The sequence below is a fragment of the Desulfomicrobium baculatum DSM 4028 genome (assembly GCF_000023225.1).
Lineage (GTDB): Bacteria > Desulfobacterota > Desulfovibrionia > Desulfovibrionales > Desulfomicrobiaceae > Desulfomicrobium > Desulfomicrobium baculatum.
On record NC_013173.1, the window covers coordinates 3,833,316 to 3,849,495 of the forward strand.

A 16,180-nucleotide genomic window follows, 5' to 3' on the forward strand; every position below is an offset into this window, starting at 1 on the left:
CATGCCTCAGCAGATTGTGAAACGTGATGGACGTGTTGAATCCTGGTCTGTGGACCGGATTGCCCAGGCAATTTTGAAATCCCTCAACGCCAGCGGCATCAAGGATCCCATCCTGGCCAAGCGTCTGGCCGGAAAGGTCGAGTCCAAACTTGAAGCCGAGGCCATGCCCGAGCAGGAGCTGGTTCAGGACACCGTCGAGCAGGTCCTCATGGAGTCCCGGCTTTATCAGGTCGCACGGCGCTACATCGTGTACCGCGAGAAGCGCAGGGCCATCCGCAGCCAGACGGAAACCTTTCTGGACGTGACCGAGACCATCGACAGCTACCTGGACAAATCCGACTGGCGCGTCAGTGAGAACGCCAACATGGCCCACTCCTTCCAGGGACTGATGCTGCATCTGTCCGGTTCCGTGCAGGCCCGTTACTCCCTGGAGAAATATCCCGAGGAAGTGCGGCAGGCCCACGAGCACGGCTATTTTCACATCCACGACCTGTCTTTTGGCCTGGCCGGCTACTGCGCGGGCTGGTCCCTGCGCGACCTTTTGCTGGAGGGCTTCAATCTCGAAGGGCGCTGCTCTTCCGGGCCGCCCAAGCATTTTGATGCGGCCTTGGGACAGATGGTCAATTTTCTTGGCACGTTGCAGAACGAATGGGCCGGCGCCCAGGCCTTCAACAACGTGGACACGTATCTGGCCCCGCTGGTCCGCCATGACAGCTTGACGTACGACGAGGTCAAACAGGCCATGCAGAAGTTCGTGTTCAACCTGAACACGACCTCGCGCTGGGGTGGGCAGAGTCCGTTCACCAACCTGACCTTCGACCTGGCCCCGCCTGCGCATATCGCCTCGGAGGCGGTCATCATCGGCGGCAAGCTGCAGGACAGCACCTACGGCGAGTATGCGGCCGAAATGGAGATGATCAACCGGGCCTTCCTGGAGGTCATGCTGGTCGGCGATTATCACGGACGGATTTTTTCCTTCCCCATTCCGACCTACAACATCACCCCGGATTTTCCCTGGGAAACGGAGGTTGGCGAGCTGCTCCTCAAGCTCACGGCCAAATACGGTGTCCCGTATTTTCAGAACTTCATCAATTCCGACCTGAAGCCCGAGGACGTGCGTTCCATGTGCTGCCGCCTGCAGATGGACCTGCGCGAGCTGCGCAAACGCACGGGCGGTCTTTTCGGCGCAGGGGATCTGACGGGCTCCATCGGTGTGGTGACGCTTAATCTGCCCAAGCTGGCCTATCTGGCCCAGGGCGAGGAAGACTTCCTGGATCTGGTGGGCGAGTATGCCTCGCTGGCCAAGGACTCTCTTGAATTCAAGCGCAAGATGGTCACCGACAACATGGACAAGGGCATGTTCCCTTTCTCCAGCCGCTATCTTAAAAATGGTTTTCGCAGCCATTTCAGTACGATCGGAATCCTTGGCGGCCACGAAGCCTGCCTGAATCTGCTGGGCAAAGGTATCGATACCGAGGCCGGGACGAGGCTCATGATCCGCACCCTGGAACATCTGCGCGAGATCACGGTGCGTTTTCAGGAAGAGACGGGCAGCCTCTACAACCTTGAAGCCACTCCGGCCGAAGGGACCAGCTACCGTTTGGCCAAGATCGACAAAAAACTGTATGCGGACATCCAGGCCTCTGGAAACGGGGTCCCCTACTATACCAACTCGACCCTGCTTCCGGTGGGGCATACCACAGACATTTTTTCCGCTCTGGAGCACCAGAACCGGCTGCAGCCCATGTATACCGGCGGCACTGTGTTCCACAGTTTCCTGGGTGAGTCCGTGCCGGACACTCAGGCTTTGAAGGCGTTTCTGGTGCGCGCCCTGACCGAGACCAAGATCCCCTACGTGTCCATCACGCCGACCTTTTCGATCTGCAAGGATCACGGCTACCTGACAGGCGAGCAGATCACCTGCCCGAACTGCGGCCAGGAGACGGAAGTGTACACCCGCGTGGTGGGCTACTACCGCCCGGTCAAGATGTGGAATCGCGGGAAGCAGTCGGAGTACAAGGATCGCGTGGAGTATTCCCAGGCCTCCTGCTTCGGGCAATAAAGAGCGCAGGCTTCAACGCGAAAACGGCCGGACTGCATGACAGTCCGGCCGTTTTCGCGTTTGCGGGTCGGGGATGCTTTATTTTTCGTTCAGTCCCGAGCGGCGCAAACCGTTCAAGAAGCCCAGCGCGGAGCGCAGGCCGCCGGCCAGGCTCGTGATCGCGGTGGAGATGATCGGCTTGGGGCGCTGGATTTTTTGAGAGTGCAGGAACAATGTGATTTCACGCATGGCGTACCTCTGTATTCAGAAATATGGTAAATTTTACGAACTTAATTTTGAAACGAAAGCTAGCTAGGCGCGAAAAGTCTGTTCGTCAAGCAAAATGCTGACGATTGTTATGATAGGAGTGTCGATTTTTTGGGACCCGGGTCGTGTGCGGGTCAGGAAGCGGGCAGCAGGGCGGCCTGGGTGGCCGGATCCCAGTTCGAAGTGGCCGGCATGGCCATGGATGCGCGGAAGCGTGCCAGGGCGGCCCTCGATCTCTTGCCCCAGATGCCGTCGATTTTTCCTTTGTAGAGCCCCTGCGCGGCCAGGGCCTGCTGCACGCGTTTGGCGTCGGCTTTGGTCTTGAGATCGAGGAGCACGGCCGGGAGTGCAGGGGCTGCGGGGGCGGGCGAAGAGGCGGTGAGCAGTGCGCGGATCTCTTCAGTCACGCGCAGGCGGCAACTGGCGGTGGCGAGGACCGCGTGGTCCGCAGGCTGGACCAGACGCGCAGAGATGCGCAGGCCCCCGTCGACCAGGGCATAGGTTCCGGTCAGCATGGTCTGCAGTCCGTTCGTGGCTCCTGCCTGATCAGGCGCGGAGGAAAGGGCCGTCTCGCCCTGCTGCTTTAATGAGTAGGGCGTGGGCATGAACACGCGGGTGTCCGCCAGGCGGTACCCATGATTGGTGAGGGAGTTGCCCATCTCCTCGGCCAGGATCCGCCCCAGGGGGGATGTGGTCGTGACGTCGTGCAGGTCCGCGAAGGGCGCGGTCATGATCAGCCCGGAGCGGTCCAGGCGGACTTGCAGGTTGGAGATCAGGCTCGCAGTCAGGGCGTCGCACAGCATGTCGATGCGCGACGCGCCGCATTGCGCCTTCCCGGAGACAGGCAGGGCGCACAGCAGAAAAATCAGGAAGAGCGCTCGGCGGATCATCAGTTCACCAGGGAATAGCGTTTGAGTTCCACGCCGCCCTGCGGCGCCCGCAGCTGGTAGTGGGCCCAGTCGGGGCTGCTTACGTAGAAAATGCTTGAATCGCGGTACAGGTACGCGCCCTGATGGACGAGGGCTGAATTGATCTGAACTTCCGAGTCAGGGGTGGGTGCGTCAAAATATCCGCTTTCCTCGCCCACTTCAGGCACGGTTTCGTACAGTCCGGCGCTGTTTTTGCTTTGCCTGAAGCCCGGTTCCGGAGCACGGCGCAAACCTTTGGCCGTCCTGTCCAGGACACGGCGGTGCGTGACAAGTTCCAAATTGGCCTCAAGGACGGCGGCCCCTTCGGGAACAAAGGACACGGGGACGCCGTAATCGACCAGGTGTGTCAGCAGGGCTTCCCTGTAGGCCTTGGCGAAAGGCGTGGTGCCAAGAGGCGCGACATATACGCGTACATCCTGCTCGGCGAAGAAATGATCAAGGGCCTTGCCGCAGTTTTTGGCGACCTTGTCCGCCAGCAGATCCCAATGGGCCATGGCCTGCATCTTGGGCTGGGTGGTGAGCAGGTAGCCGCTTGAAATGGGAGCCTGGGCCGTGACCAGTTGCGATGATTGATCGGAATTGACGCTGACTGAAGAGCATCCGGCCATAAGGCCGAGGGTCATCACTGTGAGCAGGGCTGCTAAGCGCATGGCGTGGTCCTTGATTTTGATTCTTTCCATGATCAGAGTATCGGCCGCGGGCCGGAAAACTTAAGGGCGATTGGGGAAATCTTGGCACGCGGCATGCTCTGCATTCGGCGGTAGGCATTTTTCTCCCGGAGGATCGGTAATGTCCAAGCTCACTCTCCTGTTTTTTTGCGTTTTCATCAGCGGATGCGTTCAGCTGCCCCCCTTTTATGAAGTGGGCTCGCGCGCCAAGACGCCGCCGCTCATCCCGCTGTCCTACAAGGCGGGAGATCACTTGCACCGGCAGCTTGCCGGCAGCGGAGTCGCGGGCTATCCGATGCTTGCGGCATCCTTCGTTGACTCGACCGATGTGGAAAATACCAATGATCTCGGGCGGCTTCTCTCGGAACAGGTTTCGTCTCGCTTGAGTCAGCTCGGGTATTCCGTGACCGAGGTCCAGTTGCGTTCCGATGAGTTGCGGGTGCTGCCCGAAGGAGGCGTACTCGCTCTTTCCCGGGATTTGTCACGGATCAACACCGATGTGCAGGCCTATTCCGTACTGGTCGGAACCTATACGGTCATCGAGCGCCAAATTTACGTCAACGCCCGGGTGCTGCGTACGGGCGACGGAGTGGCTCTGGCCTCTTCGGATTTCACCCTGCCCTATGTGCGTCCCAAGAAAGCCGTAACCAGCGGGTCGCCGGTTCGGGCTTCCGTCAAGACCAGCCTAGATTGAACAAATACGCGACGCTTCCTTCTTGTTCTTGTGTCTGATTTGGCATATGAGTGTGCTCGTATGTCATTTTTCACTTAACAGGAGGAAATATGAAGAAACTTTTGGTGTTGATTGTTTTGATGGCGGTGCCGTGTCTGGGCCTGGCCCAGGACAAGGTGCTCAGCATGTCCACCACGACCAGCACGCAGTCTTCCGGTCTGCTTGATATTCTGCTTCCGGAGTTCAAGAAGGACACGGGAATTGAGGTCAAGGTTCTGGCCAAGGGTACGGGTGCGGCCATCCGCGATGGCGTGGACGGGAATGTGGACGTGATCTTCGTGCATGATCCGGCCCGCGAGGAAAAATTCGTGGCCGACGGGTTCGGGACCAAACGCTACTACGTCATGTACAATGATTTTCTGCTCATCGGACCCGAGGCGGACCCGGCCGGGGCCAAGAGTGGCGACGCGACTGAAGCCATGAAGAAGATCGCCATGTCGCAGGCTGTGTTCGTGTCCCGTGGCGATGACAGCGGCACCCACGCCAAGGAACAGGAACTGTGGAAGTCCAGCGGGTTGCCCTTGAAGGAAGAGGACACCGTCTTCAAGTCCAAGAGCAAGGAAGTGACCTTCAAAACCGTCCATCCGGAAGGGATGAAGAATTACATGTCCATCGGCCAAGGCATGGGCAAGACGCTCACCTTCGCCGAGGAGAAGCAAGGCTATACCATCACGGATCGCGGCACCTACGTTCAGTACAAGTACGGCCGTCCGGAGGGGCTGGATCTTGTGCCCATAAGTGAAGGCGACAAGACGCTCTTCAATCCTTACGGCGTTATCCCGGTCAATCCGGAAAAGCACCCCCATGTCCGTTTCGACCTGGCCGACACCTTCGCCAAGTGGCTGGTGTCCGAGCGCGGTCAGAAGGTCATCGGCGACTACAAACTCCTTGACAAGCAGCTCTTCTTTCCAGACGCAAAGTAGCTTCGAGCGGATGTGAAGAACCGATCCCGGGCCAGGTTTTTTTGTCTCGGGGGCTCAAATTGAGGTTTGCGACGGCCCGCTCTGGCAGCGGGCCGTTTTTTTTTTCAATGCCTTCTTGATTCGGGGGCCGCATGTTTTTTGATAGTCTTTGGGCCGCGCTGAAGCTGTTGTTTGAGTTCGATGCCGAGCTCCTGCACATCGTCGGCGTGTCTTTGAACGTGAGCTTCTGGTCCACCGCGGCCGCGTGCATTCTTGGTGTTCCTGCGGGATTCCTGATCGGGGTCGGGCGTTTTCGCGCCAAGCAGGCCGTCATCACCTTTTTCAATACCATGCTGGCGCTGCCGACCGTGGTCATTGGCCTTCTGGTCTATTCCCTGCTTTCGCGGCGCGGCGTTTTCGCCTCCCTGGGCTGGCTGTACACGCAAAAGGCCATGATCTTCGGCCAGATAATCCTCATCACGCCCATTGTCATCGCCTTCACCATTGCCGCCGTGGGCCGCATCGACGACCGCTATCGCCGTACGGCGCTGACCCTTGGCGCTTCTCCCTGGCAGGTCGCGCTGGTGGTCCTGCGCGAGGCCCGTTTCAGCATCATGGCCGCCATCGTGGCCGCCTTCGGCCGTGTCATTTCGGAGATAGGCATCTCCATGATGCTCGGCGGCAACGCCAAGGGCTTCACCCGGACCATGACCACGGCCATGGCCCTCGAATACGACAAGGGCGAATTCGTCCTTGCCCTGGGCCTGGGCATTGTGCTGCTGGCCATCAGTCTGGCCGTGAACGTGCTGCTGGGCTACGCACAGGGGAGGACGCAACGATGAGTCTTTTCGAGCTGCGCGATGTGCGCGTTGCCTATGACGGCCGGGTGGTGCTCGATCTGCCGCGGCTGAATATCGAAGAGGGCGAGGCCTATTCTCTGCAAGGACCCAACGGGGCCGGAAAATCGACCCTGCTCGGCATCCTTTCCTTTTTGAATGCTCCGCATCAGGGCCAGGTCCGCTTCGAGGGCGGCCCCGTGTTCTGGAAAGAATCCGCGCTCCGAGCCCTGCGCCGCAACGTTGGGCTGGTGGAGCAGCATCCGGTCATGTTCAGCCGCAGCGTGCGCGAGAATGTGGGCTACGGGTTGACCATCCGAGGAGTGGACAAGGCCCGGCGCGAACGCCTGGTCGACGAGGCCCTTGATCTGGTGGGCCTTGCCCACCTGGCCGGCAGCTATGCTCCGCGCCTGTCGGGCGGAGAAACTCAGCGCGTGGCCATAGCCAGGTCTCTGGCCAGCCGTCCCAAGGTTCTGCTCCTGGACGAGCCCACGGCCAGTGTCGATACCCAGAACCGGGTCATCATCGAGCAGATCGTGGCCGATCTGCGCGACCGAGGTGATACCACCATCGTGCTCTGCACCCACAACCGCTCCCAGGCTGCGGCGCTGTGCCCCAAGGTCATTTATCTGGAAGACGGCCGTCTCGCCGCGCGTCCGCTGAGCAACTCCTACGCCGGGCAGTTCGTGGACGACAACGGACAGACCTGGTGCCGCATCGCTGCGGGCTTTCGGGTGCCGGTACCACAGTGCGGACCGGGCCGGGGCCGGGTGGTCATCGAACCGGGCGTGGTGCGCCTGAGTGTGGCGAGCGCACCCGGCTTGAATCGGGGAATATTGACCCGGGTTCGGCTTGAGGGCGATATGGTCAGCCTGAGCGTCGATCTGGGAAGGCCGTTGCATGTGCAGATGGGATTGAAGGAGTTTTGGGGCGCAGGCCTTGAGATCGGGGCGCTGGTTCAGGCGGAGATTCCGGCTGCGGCTGTGGAGTGTTTTACGGGGTCTTGAGAGCGGCTGGGGCGCGCGGAAGCGGGCGGGTCGTCGGTTCACGCTGGGCGTGAAGCGTTGAGACGCGTAGGCGGGAAAATTTCTTTGTTGGCGATGGGGCGGGTCGTCGGTTCACGCCGGACGCACGGCTTCGAAACTCCCTCGCCGGCCTCGTAGAGTTTATCCATTGCCCCATGGAACATCGGTTTTTGCTTTGGGCGGACAGCAATGGGTAAACAAACGAGTCCTGGCTCGGTCAGACAGTCGAAGCCGCGCGTCCGGCGCGAACCGACGACCCTCGAGCGGTTGGCGGATGTGCATGGAAAACAGGGAGAAGAGGGCTGGCCTTGAGTGATTGACTGATGAGCATGGAAAACCGGGATAGGAATATGCAGGGGTTGGAGGAACTTCATTCGGGGTGTTGCCCGGAGGCCGGTTCGGACGGCGAATGGCGGGAGCTGTGCCGTCGCTGCAACGAGCTGCGCCTTGCGAAAGAGAGCTGGTGGGCGCGGATCGTGAGCGATCCCGAGGCGGTCCCTTGCGTGGAAGAGTCGGCGGTGACGATGCGCCTGCGCGGCAACGCCTTTGCGGAAGTGGAACTTCGCGGCCCGGGCTTGCAGTGCCGCATTGCGCCGGAACATCTGCTTCTGGCGCATCCCGGAGCGCGGACCGTGCTTGGCGACGAAGCTGCGCCGCAGCCGAAGCTGGTGCGGAATCTTGCCGACCTCGCGTGTTCCTATGATCATGTGCGGCGACGGGTCTGCCGTCATGAAGACCGGCGGGCGGCCATCCTCGACCGGCTTTTTCTGCGCCATTCCTGCGTTCTGGCCGTGGACGCCGCACTACCTTCGGGACGGGTCGACCTTGTCGCCCTTTCTGCGCACGGAACGGCTGTTTTTTTTCTGCTTCGCCGTTATCAGGCCGGTGATCTGCGCTTGCATGGGCCAGGCGGGATCGTCTGGCGCATGCATGAGCTGAACCGCCTTCTCGCGAATGAACAGGCCATGGACTGCTGGCTTCGCGATTTCCTTGAACGCGCCTGCGCCCTGGAAACGCCTCACTCAAGACGGTACCGGCCCTCCGCGAATCCCGTCGTCATCCACCCGCGTGTCCGCCTGCTGATCGTCGACTTCGATCACGCCCAGCGTCTTGAGGGGCTGCCTTCCTTGCGCGCAAATCTTGAGGATGGACTTGACCACGGCGCCGCCCGGGGTGATATTCATTGCATTGGCGATGCCGGAAACATTTTGTACAGTACCTTTTTTTCCGGAATCTGATTGGCCCACTTTTTTGCGGAGGGAGATATGTCCGATCTGCATTTGTGGCACCGCGCCGAACTCGGGAAGCTCAAACAGGACATGGAGGAGCTTTTTGATTCCTTTGTGCGCGATTTCTGCAGCCCCTTGGATTTGCGGCTCTTGCGTTGCGAGCCGGACGTGCGCGTGGTCAACGAAAAGGATGCCATTATCGTCTCGGCCCATGTGCCCGGCCTTGATCCACGTTCCATCAAGGTCTCCGTGACCGGCGACCGCCTGGCCATCGCCGGCGAGAAGGTGGAGGAAATCCGGGATGGGCAGGCCCTCAGCATTTCACGGCAGGGGTTTTCAAGCACGGTGCGCCTGAATGCCCCCGTGCAGGCGGATCAGGTCCGCGCCACCTATTCGGGTGGCGTGTTGCGCATCGTTTTGCCCCGGTGCACGAGCTGCACCTCCGTACAGGTGAGTACGGAAGAACATGAGCGAGGTAGCAATGAGTAAATCGTTACGATTGACGCCCGACCAGCTACGGTGGACCCTCGACACCTCCACCCTCCCTTTTGAAACGACGGACGAACTCGAACCCCTGGACGAGATTCTGGGACAGGACCGGGGCGTTGACGCGCTCAGGTTCGGCATCGGCATCCATCGCCCGGGCTATAACATTCTGGTCACGGGTTCCCCGCGTACCGGGCGTATGGATGCGGTGAAGAAGGTGCTCGCCAAGGTCGTGCAGGACGGGAAGACCCCTGGCGACCTCTGCTATCTGAACAACTTCAAGGAGCCCGACGCGCCCATCCTGGTGCGCCTGGGGCCGGGCCTTGGCGCAAGGCTGAAGAAAAATATGCAGCAGCTGGTCGAGGAGCTCAAGAAAGAGGTGCCCAAGCTCTTCGAGAGTTCGGAATATCTGGCGCGCAAGAACGAGATCAACGAGGTTTACGAGAAGAAGACGGCCAGCTTCTTCATGAATCTGGAAAAGCAGGTCAAGGAGGCCGGTTTCGCCCTGGTCACCTTTCAGGGCCGCCAGGGGCAGCCGCCGGAGGTCATGCCCGTCGTCGACGGCGATCCCACCCCGATATTGAAGCTTGAGCAGATGGTTGAAAAGGGGCGTTTTCCCAGGGAGGAATTCGACCGCATCAAAGCCAAGCATCTTGAGATCAAGACCGAGATCGATTCCATTTTCCTGCAGATCCGGGTTCTGCAGAAAGAAATCCAGGAAAAGAACCGGCAGGCCGACAAGCTCATGTTCTCCAATCTTGCCGGCGATCTCATTGCGCCGCTCAAGGCTGATTTCGCCTGTGCCGAGCTGGACGGGTATTTTCAGCACATGATCGACGACATGGTCGACAACATTGCCATCTTCTTCACTCAGGAGCACCCGCCGCAACTGCCCATGGGCGACCCCTTCGAGCAGTATTCGGTCAATGTGCTGGTGGACAACGGCGAGCAGCAGGGCCCGCCGGTCATTATCGAGGAGTATCCGACCTACCGCAACCTGTTCGGCAGCATCGAACGCATCGTGGACCGCAGCGGGGTCTGGCGCACGGATTTTTCCCGCATCAAGGCCGGGTCTTTCGTGCGGGCCAACGGCGGATATCTGGTCCTGAATCTGCTTGACGCCATCATGGAGCCGGGTGTGTGGCAGTCTCTCAAGCGGGCGCTCAAAAGCCGCAAGATGGAGATCCAGACCTACGATCCCTTCTACCTGTTCACCACCTCTTCCATGAAGCCCGAGCCCATCGAGATGGACATCAAGGTCATCGTCCTGGCGGACACCTACCTGTACCATATGCTGCAGCATTATGACGACGATGTGTCCAAGATTTTCAAGGTCCGCGCGGACTTCGACTCCACCATGGACAAGACCGGCGAGTCCGTGCTCCGTTTCGCCCGTTTCGTGCGCACCCAGGTTGCCGAGCATGGCCTGCGGCCCTTTGATCGTTCCGCTGTGGCCGCGCTGGTGGAAGAGGCCGTGCGCATGGGCGGACGGCAGGAAAAAATGGCCGCGACCTTTCCGAAGCTGACCGACCTGCTCATGGAGGCCGATTATTTCGCCGGACAGGAAGGGCGCGATACGGTGCTGCATGGCGACGTGAGCCAAGCCATCGAGACCCGCATTCATCGGTCGAGCCTGATCGAGGAAAAGATTCAGGACATGATTGACCGCGGTTCGATCATGATCGATACCGACGGGGCCAAGGTCGGGCAGATCAACGGCCTGGCCGTCTACAACATGGGCGACGTGATGTTCGGGAAACCCAGCCGCATCACTGCAGCCACATCCATGGGCAAGGCCGGGATCATCAACATAGAGCGGGAGGCCGAGCTTTCGGGCAGCACCCACAACAAGGGTGTGCTCATCCTCGGCGGGTACCTGCGCAAGATGTTCGCTCAGGACAAGCCCCTGGCCGTGAGCGCGTCCATCGCTTTCGAGCAGAGCTATTCCGGGGTGGATGGCGACAGCGCCTCATCCACGGAAATGTATGCCTTGCTCTCGAGTCTTGCGGGGGTACCCATCAAGCAGGGCATCGCCGTGACCGGGTCCGTCAATCAGAACGGCGAGGTCCAGGCCATCGGTGGAGTCAACCACAAGATCGAAGGTTTTTTCGCCTGTTGCAAGGCCAAGGGCCTGACAGGGACGCAAGGAGTGATCATTCCCAGGGCCAATGTCCTGGACCTCATGCTCAAGACGGAGGTGGTCGAGGCTGTGCGCGAGGGGCGCTTCAACATCTGGCCCGTGAGCAGCATTGAGGAGGGTATCGAGCTTTTGACCGGCAAAAAGGCCGGCACGCAAAAAAAGGACGGCACCTACCCCAAAGGCAGCATTTACGCTCTGGTGGACCAGCGGCTCAAGGACCTGGCCGAGGGTATGATCAAATTTGGCAAGGAAGACGGAAAACAGGAAAAGGCCTGATCAGGGCCGAGCATGAAGGAGAACACCTTGGAAAATAAAATGTACGATCTGATTATTGTTGGTGGCGGCCCGGCCGGACTTTCCGCCGGAATTTACGCCATGCGCGCGGCCATGCACACGGTTCTGATCGAAAAGGGCATGCCCGGCGGGCAGATCGCTTTGACCAAGGATGTGGAAAACTACCCGGGCATCGAGGAAGTCGGTGGCTTTGAGCTGTGCGAGAAATTCTTGAACCACGCCAAGCGCTACAATCTTGAAATCCGGGAAAACGAGGTGGTCAGCGTCGAACCCGGGGTGGACTTTCACGAGGTTGTGCTGGCCGGCGGAGAGCGTCTGCACACCCACTCCGTCATCCTCGCCCCTGGTGGTTCGGCCCGCAAGCTGGGCGTGCCCGGCGAGATGGAGCAATACGGCAAGGGCGTGTCCTATTGCGCCACCTGCGATGGTTTTTTCTTTCGCGGCAAGACCGTTGTCGTCGTTGGCGGCGGAGACACGGCCCTGGAAGACGCCCTCTACCTGTCCAAGATTTGCGCCAAGGTCTATCTGGTGCACCGCCGCGATGAATTTCGCGGCAGTCGAATCCTGCAGCAGCGGGTGTTTGCCGAGCCGCGCATTACCCTGGTCCTTGATTCCGTGCTGGACGACATCGCCGCCGATGATCAGGGCGTGACCGGGGTGACCGTCAAGAACGTGAAGACCGAAGAGACCCACAACGTCGCGACCGACGGCGTGTTCATCTTTGTAGGGTTCCTGCCCAACAATGCCCTTGTCCCTGCGGGCGTGAAGATGAACGCTGCCGGTTACGTTGTCACCGACGAGAAGTGCGAGACCAGCCTGCCCGGCATTTTCGCCGTGGGCGATGTGCGTCAGAAGTACGCCAATCAGATTGTCCTGGCCGCGGCCGACGGCTGCGTCGCCGCCCTGGCCGCCGCGCATTATGTGGAGACGCGAAAGGCCCAGGCTGCGCGCAAATAGCCTTTGCACGCAGAAAACGCTTTGCGGCGCAAACCCTCTGGAGGCAGAAGGAGGGCGGCCACGGGGGGCCGCCCCTACGTGAGGACAATATAGGTCGGCAATGCGCGATTATACCTGCCTCATGACGTAGGGGCAGGCCCCTGTGCCAACCCTTTTTCGGCAACAAAAAACCCCTTGATAATCCAAGGGGTTTTTTGTTGCCTGATGGGCATGGAAATTTGTGGCTCCCCGGGACAGATTTGAACTGCCGACACGGTGGTTAACAGCCACCTGCTCTGCCAGCTGAGCTACCGGGGAACACGAGCCAGAAAGCGCTTTTAGGGAAAGGCTGGCGGACTGTCAACCCTGTCGTTTTCCACGTCATTCCCAGCGCTTTCGCCTCTAGAATGTTCGATGGCGGATCGAATCCGGCCGTTCCTGAGGGTACAGCTTTCCATACGCGGGCAGGGTGAGGTGCGATTTTCCAGGGGTGAGTTCCATGATGCGGATCAGCGTCGTGTCTACGGGCAGTCTGTCCAGAATCCGGACCTTGTATTCCGGTGCCGGGACGAGGCCGGACGCGCGGATTTTTTCAAAATACTGTCCGTATTCCGGGTCAGTCGAATTCGCGCTCAGACCGTAGGCGTTTTCGCGGTAAGGGTAGCCGCCGATGATCGTCTTGGTTCCGCCCAGGTAACGGAAAATATCAACCTGGCTGGTTTTGACCACCCTGGACAGGATCAGGATCGCGGGATGTTCCTGCTCTTCGCGCACGAAGATGAGGGATCTGATCTCGTCCACCGGAGTCAGGAACGAGTCCTGGAGTTCTCCGCGTACATGGGTACTCACCTCGTCAACATACCTCCAGCCTGGTTCCAGGGGGATGGGTTCGTTCCGCCAGAGGAAAACCGTGTCCGCTCCGGGCTGGTAGCGGTCACTGAACGGAGTGGGCGCGCAGGCCGAGAGCAAAATCAGCACGGCCGACAATGCTGTGAATATGAAAGTTCTGTGGTTCAAGAGAGTGTTCATGGCTCCTCCAAGAAAAAAAATCAGGGCAAACGTTTTTTTTTCAAAAGTACACCCCAAGTCCCGGCGCGATCCATTCGCAGGATTCCTCCAGGCTGGGTTGATAAAGGCCCGCTATGTCCGGATCGGCGACGGGGGCCGAAGCGGCGGCGCCTGCCGTTGGTCGGGCGGGATGCCGTTCCAGGAAGACCGTAAATCCCGCCGAGACAGATATCTCCCGATGCGCAAACTCCGGGTTGGCCAGGGGGCGCACAAAGGCTGCCGCATAGGTCGGGCTGCTCGCTTGGTTTGTTTCGAGCGAATCTTCCTCGCCCGGGACCGGCGGCTCTGAGCCCGGTCGTGTGGCGGCCGCAGTCGTCGCGGCAGTGCGAATGTGGCCGCTGTCGGTCAGCAATTCGCCGTTTTCAAGCAGAAGCACTCCAAACCGTCCTCGGCTTGCCGCGGCCTGAAAACGGTATTTGTAGACAAAGGAGCAATAATTGACGGCCAGCTCCAGCTTGTGCGCGGCCGCATGGGCCACGAGTTTCAGGGCGCAAAGCTCAGATTCGAGCACCGTGACCTTTGGGCCGTGAATGTATGTATAATCATGTTCGAGCAAATGTCTGGCATTGTGCGGAGTGAGACGCAACTGGTGCAGGTTCAGGTGCGAAACGCCGGCCGCCGTCAGTTCGGGCAGCAATGTTTCAAGGCGTCCGGCTTCCTCCGGCACGGCCGGAATTTCCACCGTGACCGTGGCCACGATGCCTGCTGCCTGGCGCGCGAATTTCAGGTCATAGTCTGTGGCGCCGATGTCGAAACGGATTTCGTTCAACCCGGCGGCGGCAAGCTTTTGCAGCTTGTCTTCCGTGACCAGAATGCCGTTGGTGTACAACCAAATGTGCAGCGCCGGGTCGCAGGTCCGGCGCAGGGCCTGGACGAAGGCGAGGCTCTTGTCGAAGTCCAGAAACGGTTCGCCGCCACTGACGCTCGCCCCGCCGAATCCGAAAAAGCGGACGTAGTCGGCGTAGTCTTGGGCGTGGTGAAACGGCACGCTTCCGGACATGGGCGGGTCATCCATGTTCTGGGGCGCGGGGCAGTAGAAACAGCGGCCATTGCAGCGCCCGCTGATGAAAAGGCAGGACCAGGCCAACCCCGAACACTGCCGGCATCCCGGCGACAGCGGGCCGTGATGGATCTTGGTGCCAAGACACGACACGCTGACGCCCGGAGTTTGCAGAAGCCGGGCCCTCTCCTGGGTTGCGAGCCGGGCGCGTTCCTCTGTAATCCAATTGATATAATTGAAGATGGGTCCGTATTCGCGAGCGTTCATTTTGATAAAATGGTCTCTCGTCTGTTCATCGTGCATGGAATTGGTGTCTCCTGTTAAGACGATACGACCCTGGAAAAGTCAGTCGACCCGTAGAATGGTGGCGTAACTGCCGAAAACAGCCCAGACGGTATCCTTTTCCTGCAGCTCAAGACGTCGCAGGCTCTGTGTCGTGGTGATGACGCACAGCTCCGTGTCCGAGCCGATGCGCAGCACGTATTCGGTATTGACCCGGCCGCGCGTGATGCGGGTGATGACTCCGGGCAGGCGGTTTTCCGCCGAGCAGAGGGGATCTGCTTCGGTCTTGTACAGGCTCACCCAGGGCGCCTTGACCTCCACCGTGGCCAGTCGTCCGACCTTGAGCCCGAGACGGCTCAGGCTGTCCAGGGTGATGACCGAGGAGATGACGTGGCCGTCGAGGGTGGTGAGTTCCACCGCGGCCTGGATGTCGGCGGGGCGGATGTCCGTGATCTTGCCGAAAAAGGAGTTGCGGGCGCTGGTCTTGCGATGGCTCTCCCGCTGCAGGAAGGAGGAGGTGATGGTGCGGATCTCCTCTTCCGAGAAAGACACGTAGGCAGAGGTCAGGTTGGGCGTGGAGTGACCAAGGTACAACTGTACCGCAGGCAGGGGCATGTTGGACTGCATCAGCTCCACCCCCCTTGATTTACGGATCATCTCGGGGCTGCCCAGGTTTTTGGGAAAACCGCAGGCCTGGGCCCGCTCGTAGAATTTGCGTCGTACAAAGGCCGGGTCAACGCCCAAGGTTTGCCCCACGGCCTGGCGGAAGGCCTCTTCTGCGAAAAGGTGCCTGATTTCCACTGCCAGAGCGGCTGCCAAGGGTACGGATCTGGTCTGCTGCGGCATGGATCTGCCGAAGGTGACAAGCAGGCGGTCGTGGTCGATGTCCGTGAAGGGGTCCAGCTCAAGCACTTCGTGCAGTTTGGCCCCGGTGTGCCTGATGAGCAGAAAGATGAGCAGGATGCGCTTGCGGGACAGGGTCACGTCGGCGCGTTTGGAGCCTTCGGCCCAGGACCGAAATTCCCGTTCCAGATGTTCGAGTTGCAGGGAATCAAGGCAACTCGAAGCCTCGCCCACGATGCGTCCATGGTCGGCCTGACCGGATGAGGGGGGGCGCAGGGCTGGATTGTGCGAGGCTTTCATGATTTCCATCATGGACCGAGGGGAGGCTTCAAGGCAAGCGTCTATTTGGGGAAAAATTGGGGAAATAGGGTGGCTTATCGCCTGCGCGGCACTGCATGAGGCTATCTCATCGGCATTGCTGATGCGTCATCCCCGCGTACGCGGGGATCCAGGTGTTTTTGAGGAAAAGGCGCGGCTTCTCATCTGGTCGGGGGGGATGCG

At 60.0% G+C, this 16,180-nt stretch carries 15 protein-coding genes and 1 tRNA gene; 9 read left to right on the forward strand and 7 right to left on the reverse strand.

Annotated elements, in window-relative coordinates; genetic code table 11:
• Position 1 precedes the first annotated feature (1 nt).
• Positions 2 to 2,062, forward strand: a complete 2,061-nt coding sequence (locus DBAC_RS16985; protein WP_015775556.1) for a ribonucleoside triphosphate reductase — start codon at positions 2 to 4, stop codon at positions 2,060 to 2,062.
• Between the two features lie 78 nt (positions 2,063 to 2,140).
• Here DBAC_RS16985 and DBAC_RS19265 read toward each other — a convergent pair whose 3' ends face one another.
• From DBAC_RS19265 to DBAC_RS16995, 3 genes are all read right to left on the reverse strand, one after another.
• Entirely contained in the window at positions 2,141 to 2,290 is a 150-nt protein-coding gene (locus tag DBAC_RS19265) for a hypothetical protein (RefSeq protein WP_015775557.1), read from the reverse strand.
• A gap of 152 nt (positions 2,291 to 2,442) precedes the next feature.
• Positions 2,443 to 3,198 (reverse strand): FlgO family outer membrane protein, encoded by a 756-nt coding sequence (locus DBAC_RS16990; RefSeq protein ID WP_015775558.1) that lies wholly within the window; start codon positions 3,196 to 3,198, stop codon positions 2,443 to 2,445.
• Positions 3,198 to 3,917, reverse strand: coding sequence for a hypothetical protein (locus tag DBAC_RS16995; RefSeq protein ID WP_043811216.1), 720 nt, complete (start codon positions 3,915 to 3,917; stop codon positions 3,198 to 3,200). The genes DBAC_RS16990 and DBAC_RS16995 overlap by 1 nt, the downstream gene beginning before the upstream one ends.
• Before the next feature lie 109 nt (positions 3,918 to 4,026).
• On the opposite strand from DBAC_RS16995, the gene DBAC_RS18180 reads away from it, so the two are divergent.
• From DBAC_RS18180 to trxB, 8 genes are all read left to right on the forward strand, one after another.
• Positions 4,027 to 4,599 (forward strand): FlgO family outer membrane protein, encoded by a 573-nt coding sequence (locus tag DBAC_RS18180; protein ID WP_015775560.1) that lies wholly within the window; start codon positions 4,027 to 4,029, stop codon positions 4,597 to 4,599.
• 89 nt (positions 4,600 to 4,688) lie between these two features.
• Complete coding sequence (locus tag DBAC_RS17005; RefSeq protein ID WP_015775561.1) at positions 4,689 to 5,561, forward strand: ABC transporter substrate-binding protein; 873 nt, start codon at positions 4,689 to 4,691, stop codon at positions 5,559 to 5,561.
• 131 nt (positions 5,562 to 5,692) lie between these two features.
• A complete protein-coding gene (locus DBAC_RS17010; protein ID WP_015775562.1) occupies positions 5,693 to 6,382 on the forward strand; it encodes an ABC transporter permease in 690 nt (229 codons plus the stop codon).
• Positions 6,379 to 7,383 carry an energy-coupling factor ABC transporter ATP-binding protein gene (locus DBAC_RS17015; RefSeq protein WP_015775563.1) on the forward strand — a complete coding sequence of 335 codons (1,005 nt, stop codon included), beginning with the start codon at positions 6,379 to 6,381 and terminating at the stop codon, positions 7,381 to 7,383. Before DBAC_RS17010 ends, DBAC_RS17015 begins: the two co-directional genes overlap by 4 nt.
• 368 nt (positions 7,384 to 7,751) lie before the next feature.
• On the forward strand, positions 7,752 to 8,639 hold the full coding sequence (locus tag DBAC_RS17020; RefSeq protein WP_143890978.1) for a hypothetical protein: 888 nt from the start codon (positions 7,752 to 7,754) through the stop codon (positions 8,637 to 8,639).
• Between the two features lie 27 nt (positions 8,640 to 8,666).
• Positions 8,667 to 9,119 (forward strand): Hsp20/alpha crystallin family protein, encoded by a 453-nt coding sequence (locus DBAC_RS17025; protein ID WP_015775565.1) that lies wholly within the window; start codon positions 8,667 to 8,669, stop codon positions 9,117 to 9,119.
• Complete coding sequence (locus DBAC_RS17030) at positions 9,112 to 11,532, forward strand: Lon protease family protein (protein ID WP_015775566.1); 2,421 nt, start codon at positions 9,112 to 9,114, stop codon at positions 11,530 to 11,532. Before DBAC_RS17025 ends, DBAC_RS17030 begins: the two co-directional genes overlap by 8 nt.
• Positions 11,533 to 11,571: 39 nt before the next feature.
• A complete protein-coding gene (trxB, locus tag DBAC_RS17035) occupies positions 11,572 to 12,507 on the forward strand; it encodes a thioredoxin-disulfide reductase (RefSeq protein WP_218915584.1) in 936 nt (311 codons plus the stop codon).
• A 221-nt stretch (positions 12,508 to 12,728) separates the two neighbouring features.
• Here the strand turns inward: trxB and DBAC_RS17040 are convergent.
• From DBAC_RS17040 to DBAC_RS17055, 4 genes are all read right to left on the reverse strand, one after another.
• Positions 12,729 to 12,804 (reverse strand) — tRNA-Asn (locus tag DBAC_RS17040).
• An 84-nt stretch (positions 12,805 to 12,888) separates the two neighbouring features.
• Positions 12,889 to 13,515: a hypothetical protein gene (locus tag DBAC_RS17045; RefSeq protein ID WP_015775568.1), complete on the reverse strand. Its 627-nt coding sequence runs from the start codon at positions 13,513 to 13,515 to the stop codon at positions 12,889 to 12,891.
• A 40-nt stretch (positions 13,516 to 13,555) separates the two neighbouring features.
• Complete coding sequence (locus tag DBAC_RS17050; RefSeq protein ID WP_167320956.1) at positions 13,556 to 14,821, reverse strand: radical SAM protein; 1,266 nt, start codon at positions 14,819 to 14,821, stop codon at positions 13,556 to 13,558.
• Positions 14,822 to 14,899: 78 nt separating this feature from the next.
• A complete protein-coding gene (locus tag DBAC_RS17055) occupies positions 14,900 to 15,979 on the reverse strand; it encodes a TOBE domain-containing protein (RefSeq protein ID WP_015775570.1) in 1,080 nt (359 codons plus the stop codon).
• Positions 15,980 to 16,180 lie beyond the last annotated feature (201 nt).

Excerpts from the sequence above, each read along its gene's own strand:
- DBAC_RS16985 (WP_015775556.1), top strand. The coding sequence starts at position 2 with ATGCCTCAGCAGATTGTGAAACGTGATGGACGTGTTGAATCCTGGTCT.
- DBAC_RS19265 (WP_015775557.1), bottom strand. The coding sequence starts at position 2,290 with ATGCGTGAAATCACATTGTTCCTGCACTCTCAAAAAATCCAGCGCCCC.
- DBAC_RS16990 (WP_015775558.1), bottom strand. The coding sequence starts at position 3,198 with ATGATCCGCCGAGCGCTCTTCCTGATTTTTCTGCTGTGCGCCCTGCCT.
- DBAC_RS16995 (WP_043811216.1), bottom strand. The coding sequence starts at position 3,917 with ATGGAAAGAATCAAAATCAAGGACCACGCCATGCGCTTAGCAGCCCTG.
- DBAC_RS18180 (WP_015775560.1), top strand. The coding sequence starts at position 4,027 with ATGTCCAAGCTCACTCTCCTGTTTTTTTGCGTTTTCATCAGCGGATGC.
- DBAC_RS17005 (WP_015775561.1), top strand. The coding sequence starts at position 4,689 with ATGAAGAAACTTTTGGTGTTGATTGTTTTGATGGCGGTGCCGTGTCTG.
- DBAC_RS17010 (WP_015775562.1), top strand. The coding sequence starts at position 5,693 with ATGTTTTTTGATAGTCTTTGGGCCGCGCTGAAGCTGTTGTTTGAGTTC.
- DBAC_RS17015 (WP_015775563.1), top strand. The coding sequence starts at position 6,379 with ATGAGTCTTTTCGAGCTGCGCGATGTGCGCGTTGCCTATGACGGCCGG.
- DBAC_RS17020 (WP_143890978.1), top strand. The coding sequence starts at position 7,752 with ATGCAGGGGTTGGAGGAACTTCATTCGGGGTGTTGCCCGGAGGCCGGT.
- DBAC_RS17025 (WP_015775565.1), top strand. The coding sequence starts at position 8,667 with ATGTCCGATCTGCATTTGTGGCACCGCGCCGAACTCGGGAAGCTCAAA.
- DBAC_RS17030 (WP_015775566.1), top strand. The coding sequence starts at position 9,112 with ATGAGTAAATCGTTACGATTGACGCCCGACCAGCTACGGTGGACCCTC.
- trxB (WP_218915584.1), top strand. The coding sequence starts at position 11,572 with ATGTACGATCTGATTATTGTTGGTGGCGGCCCGGCCGGACTTTCCGCC.
- DBAC_RS17045 (WP_015775568.1), bottom strand. The coding sequence starts at position 13,515 with ATGAACACTCTCTTGAACCACAGAACTTTCATATTCACAGCATTGTCG.
- DBAC_RS17050 (WP_167320956.1), bottom strand. The coding sequence starts at position 14,821 with ATGAACGCTCGCGAATACGGACCCATCTTCAATTATATCAATTGGATT.
- DBAC_RS17055 (WP_015775570.1), bottom strand. The coding sequence starts at position 15,979 with ATGAAAGCCTCGCACAATCCAGCCCTGCGCCCCCCCTCATCCGGTCAG.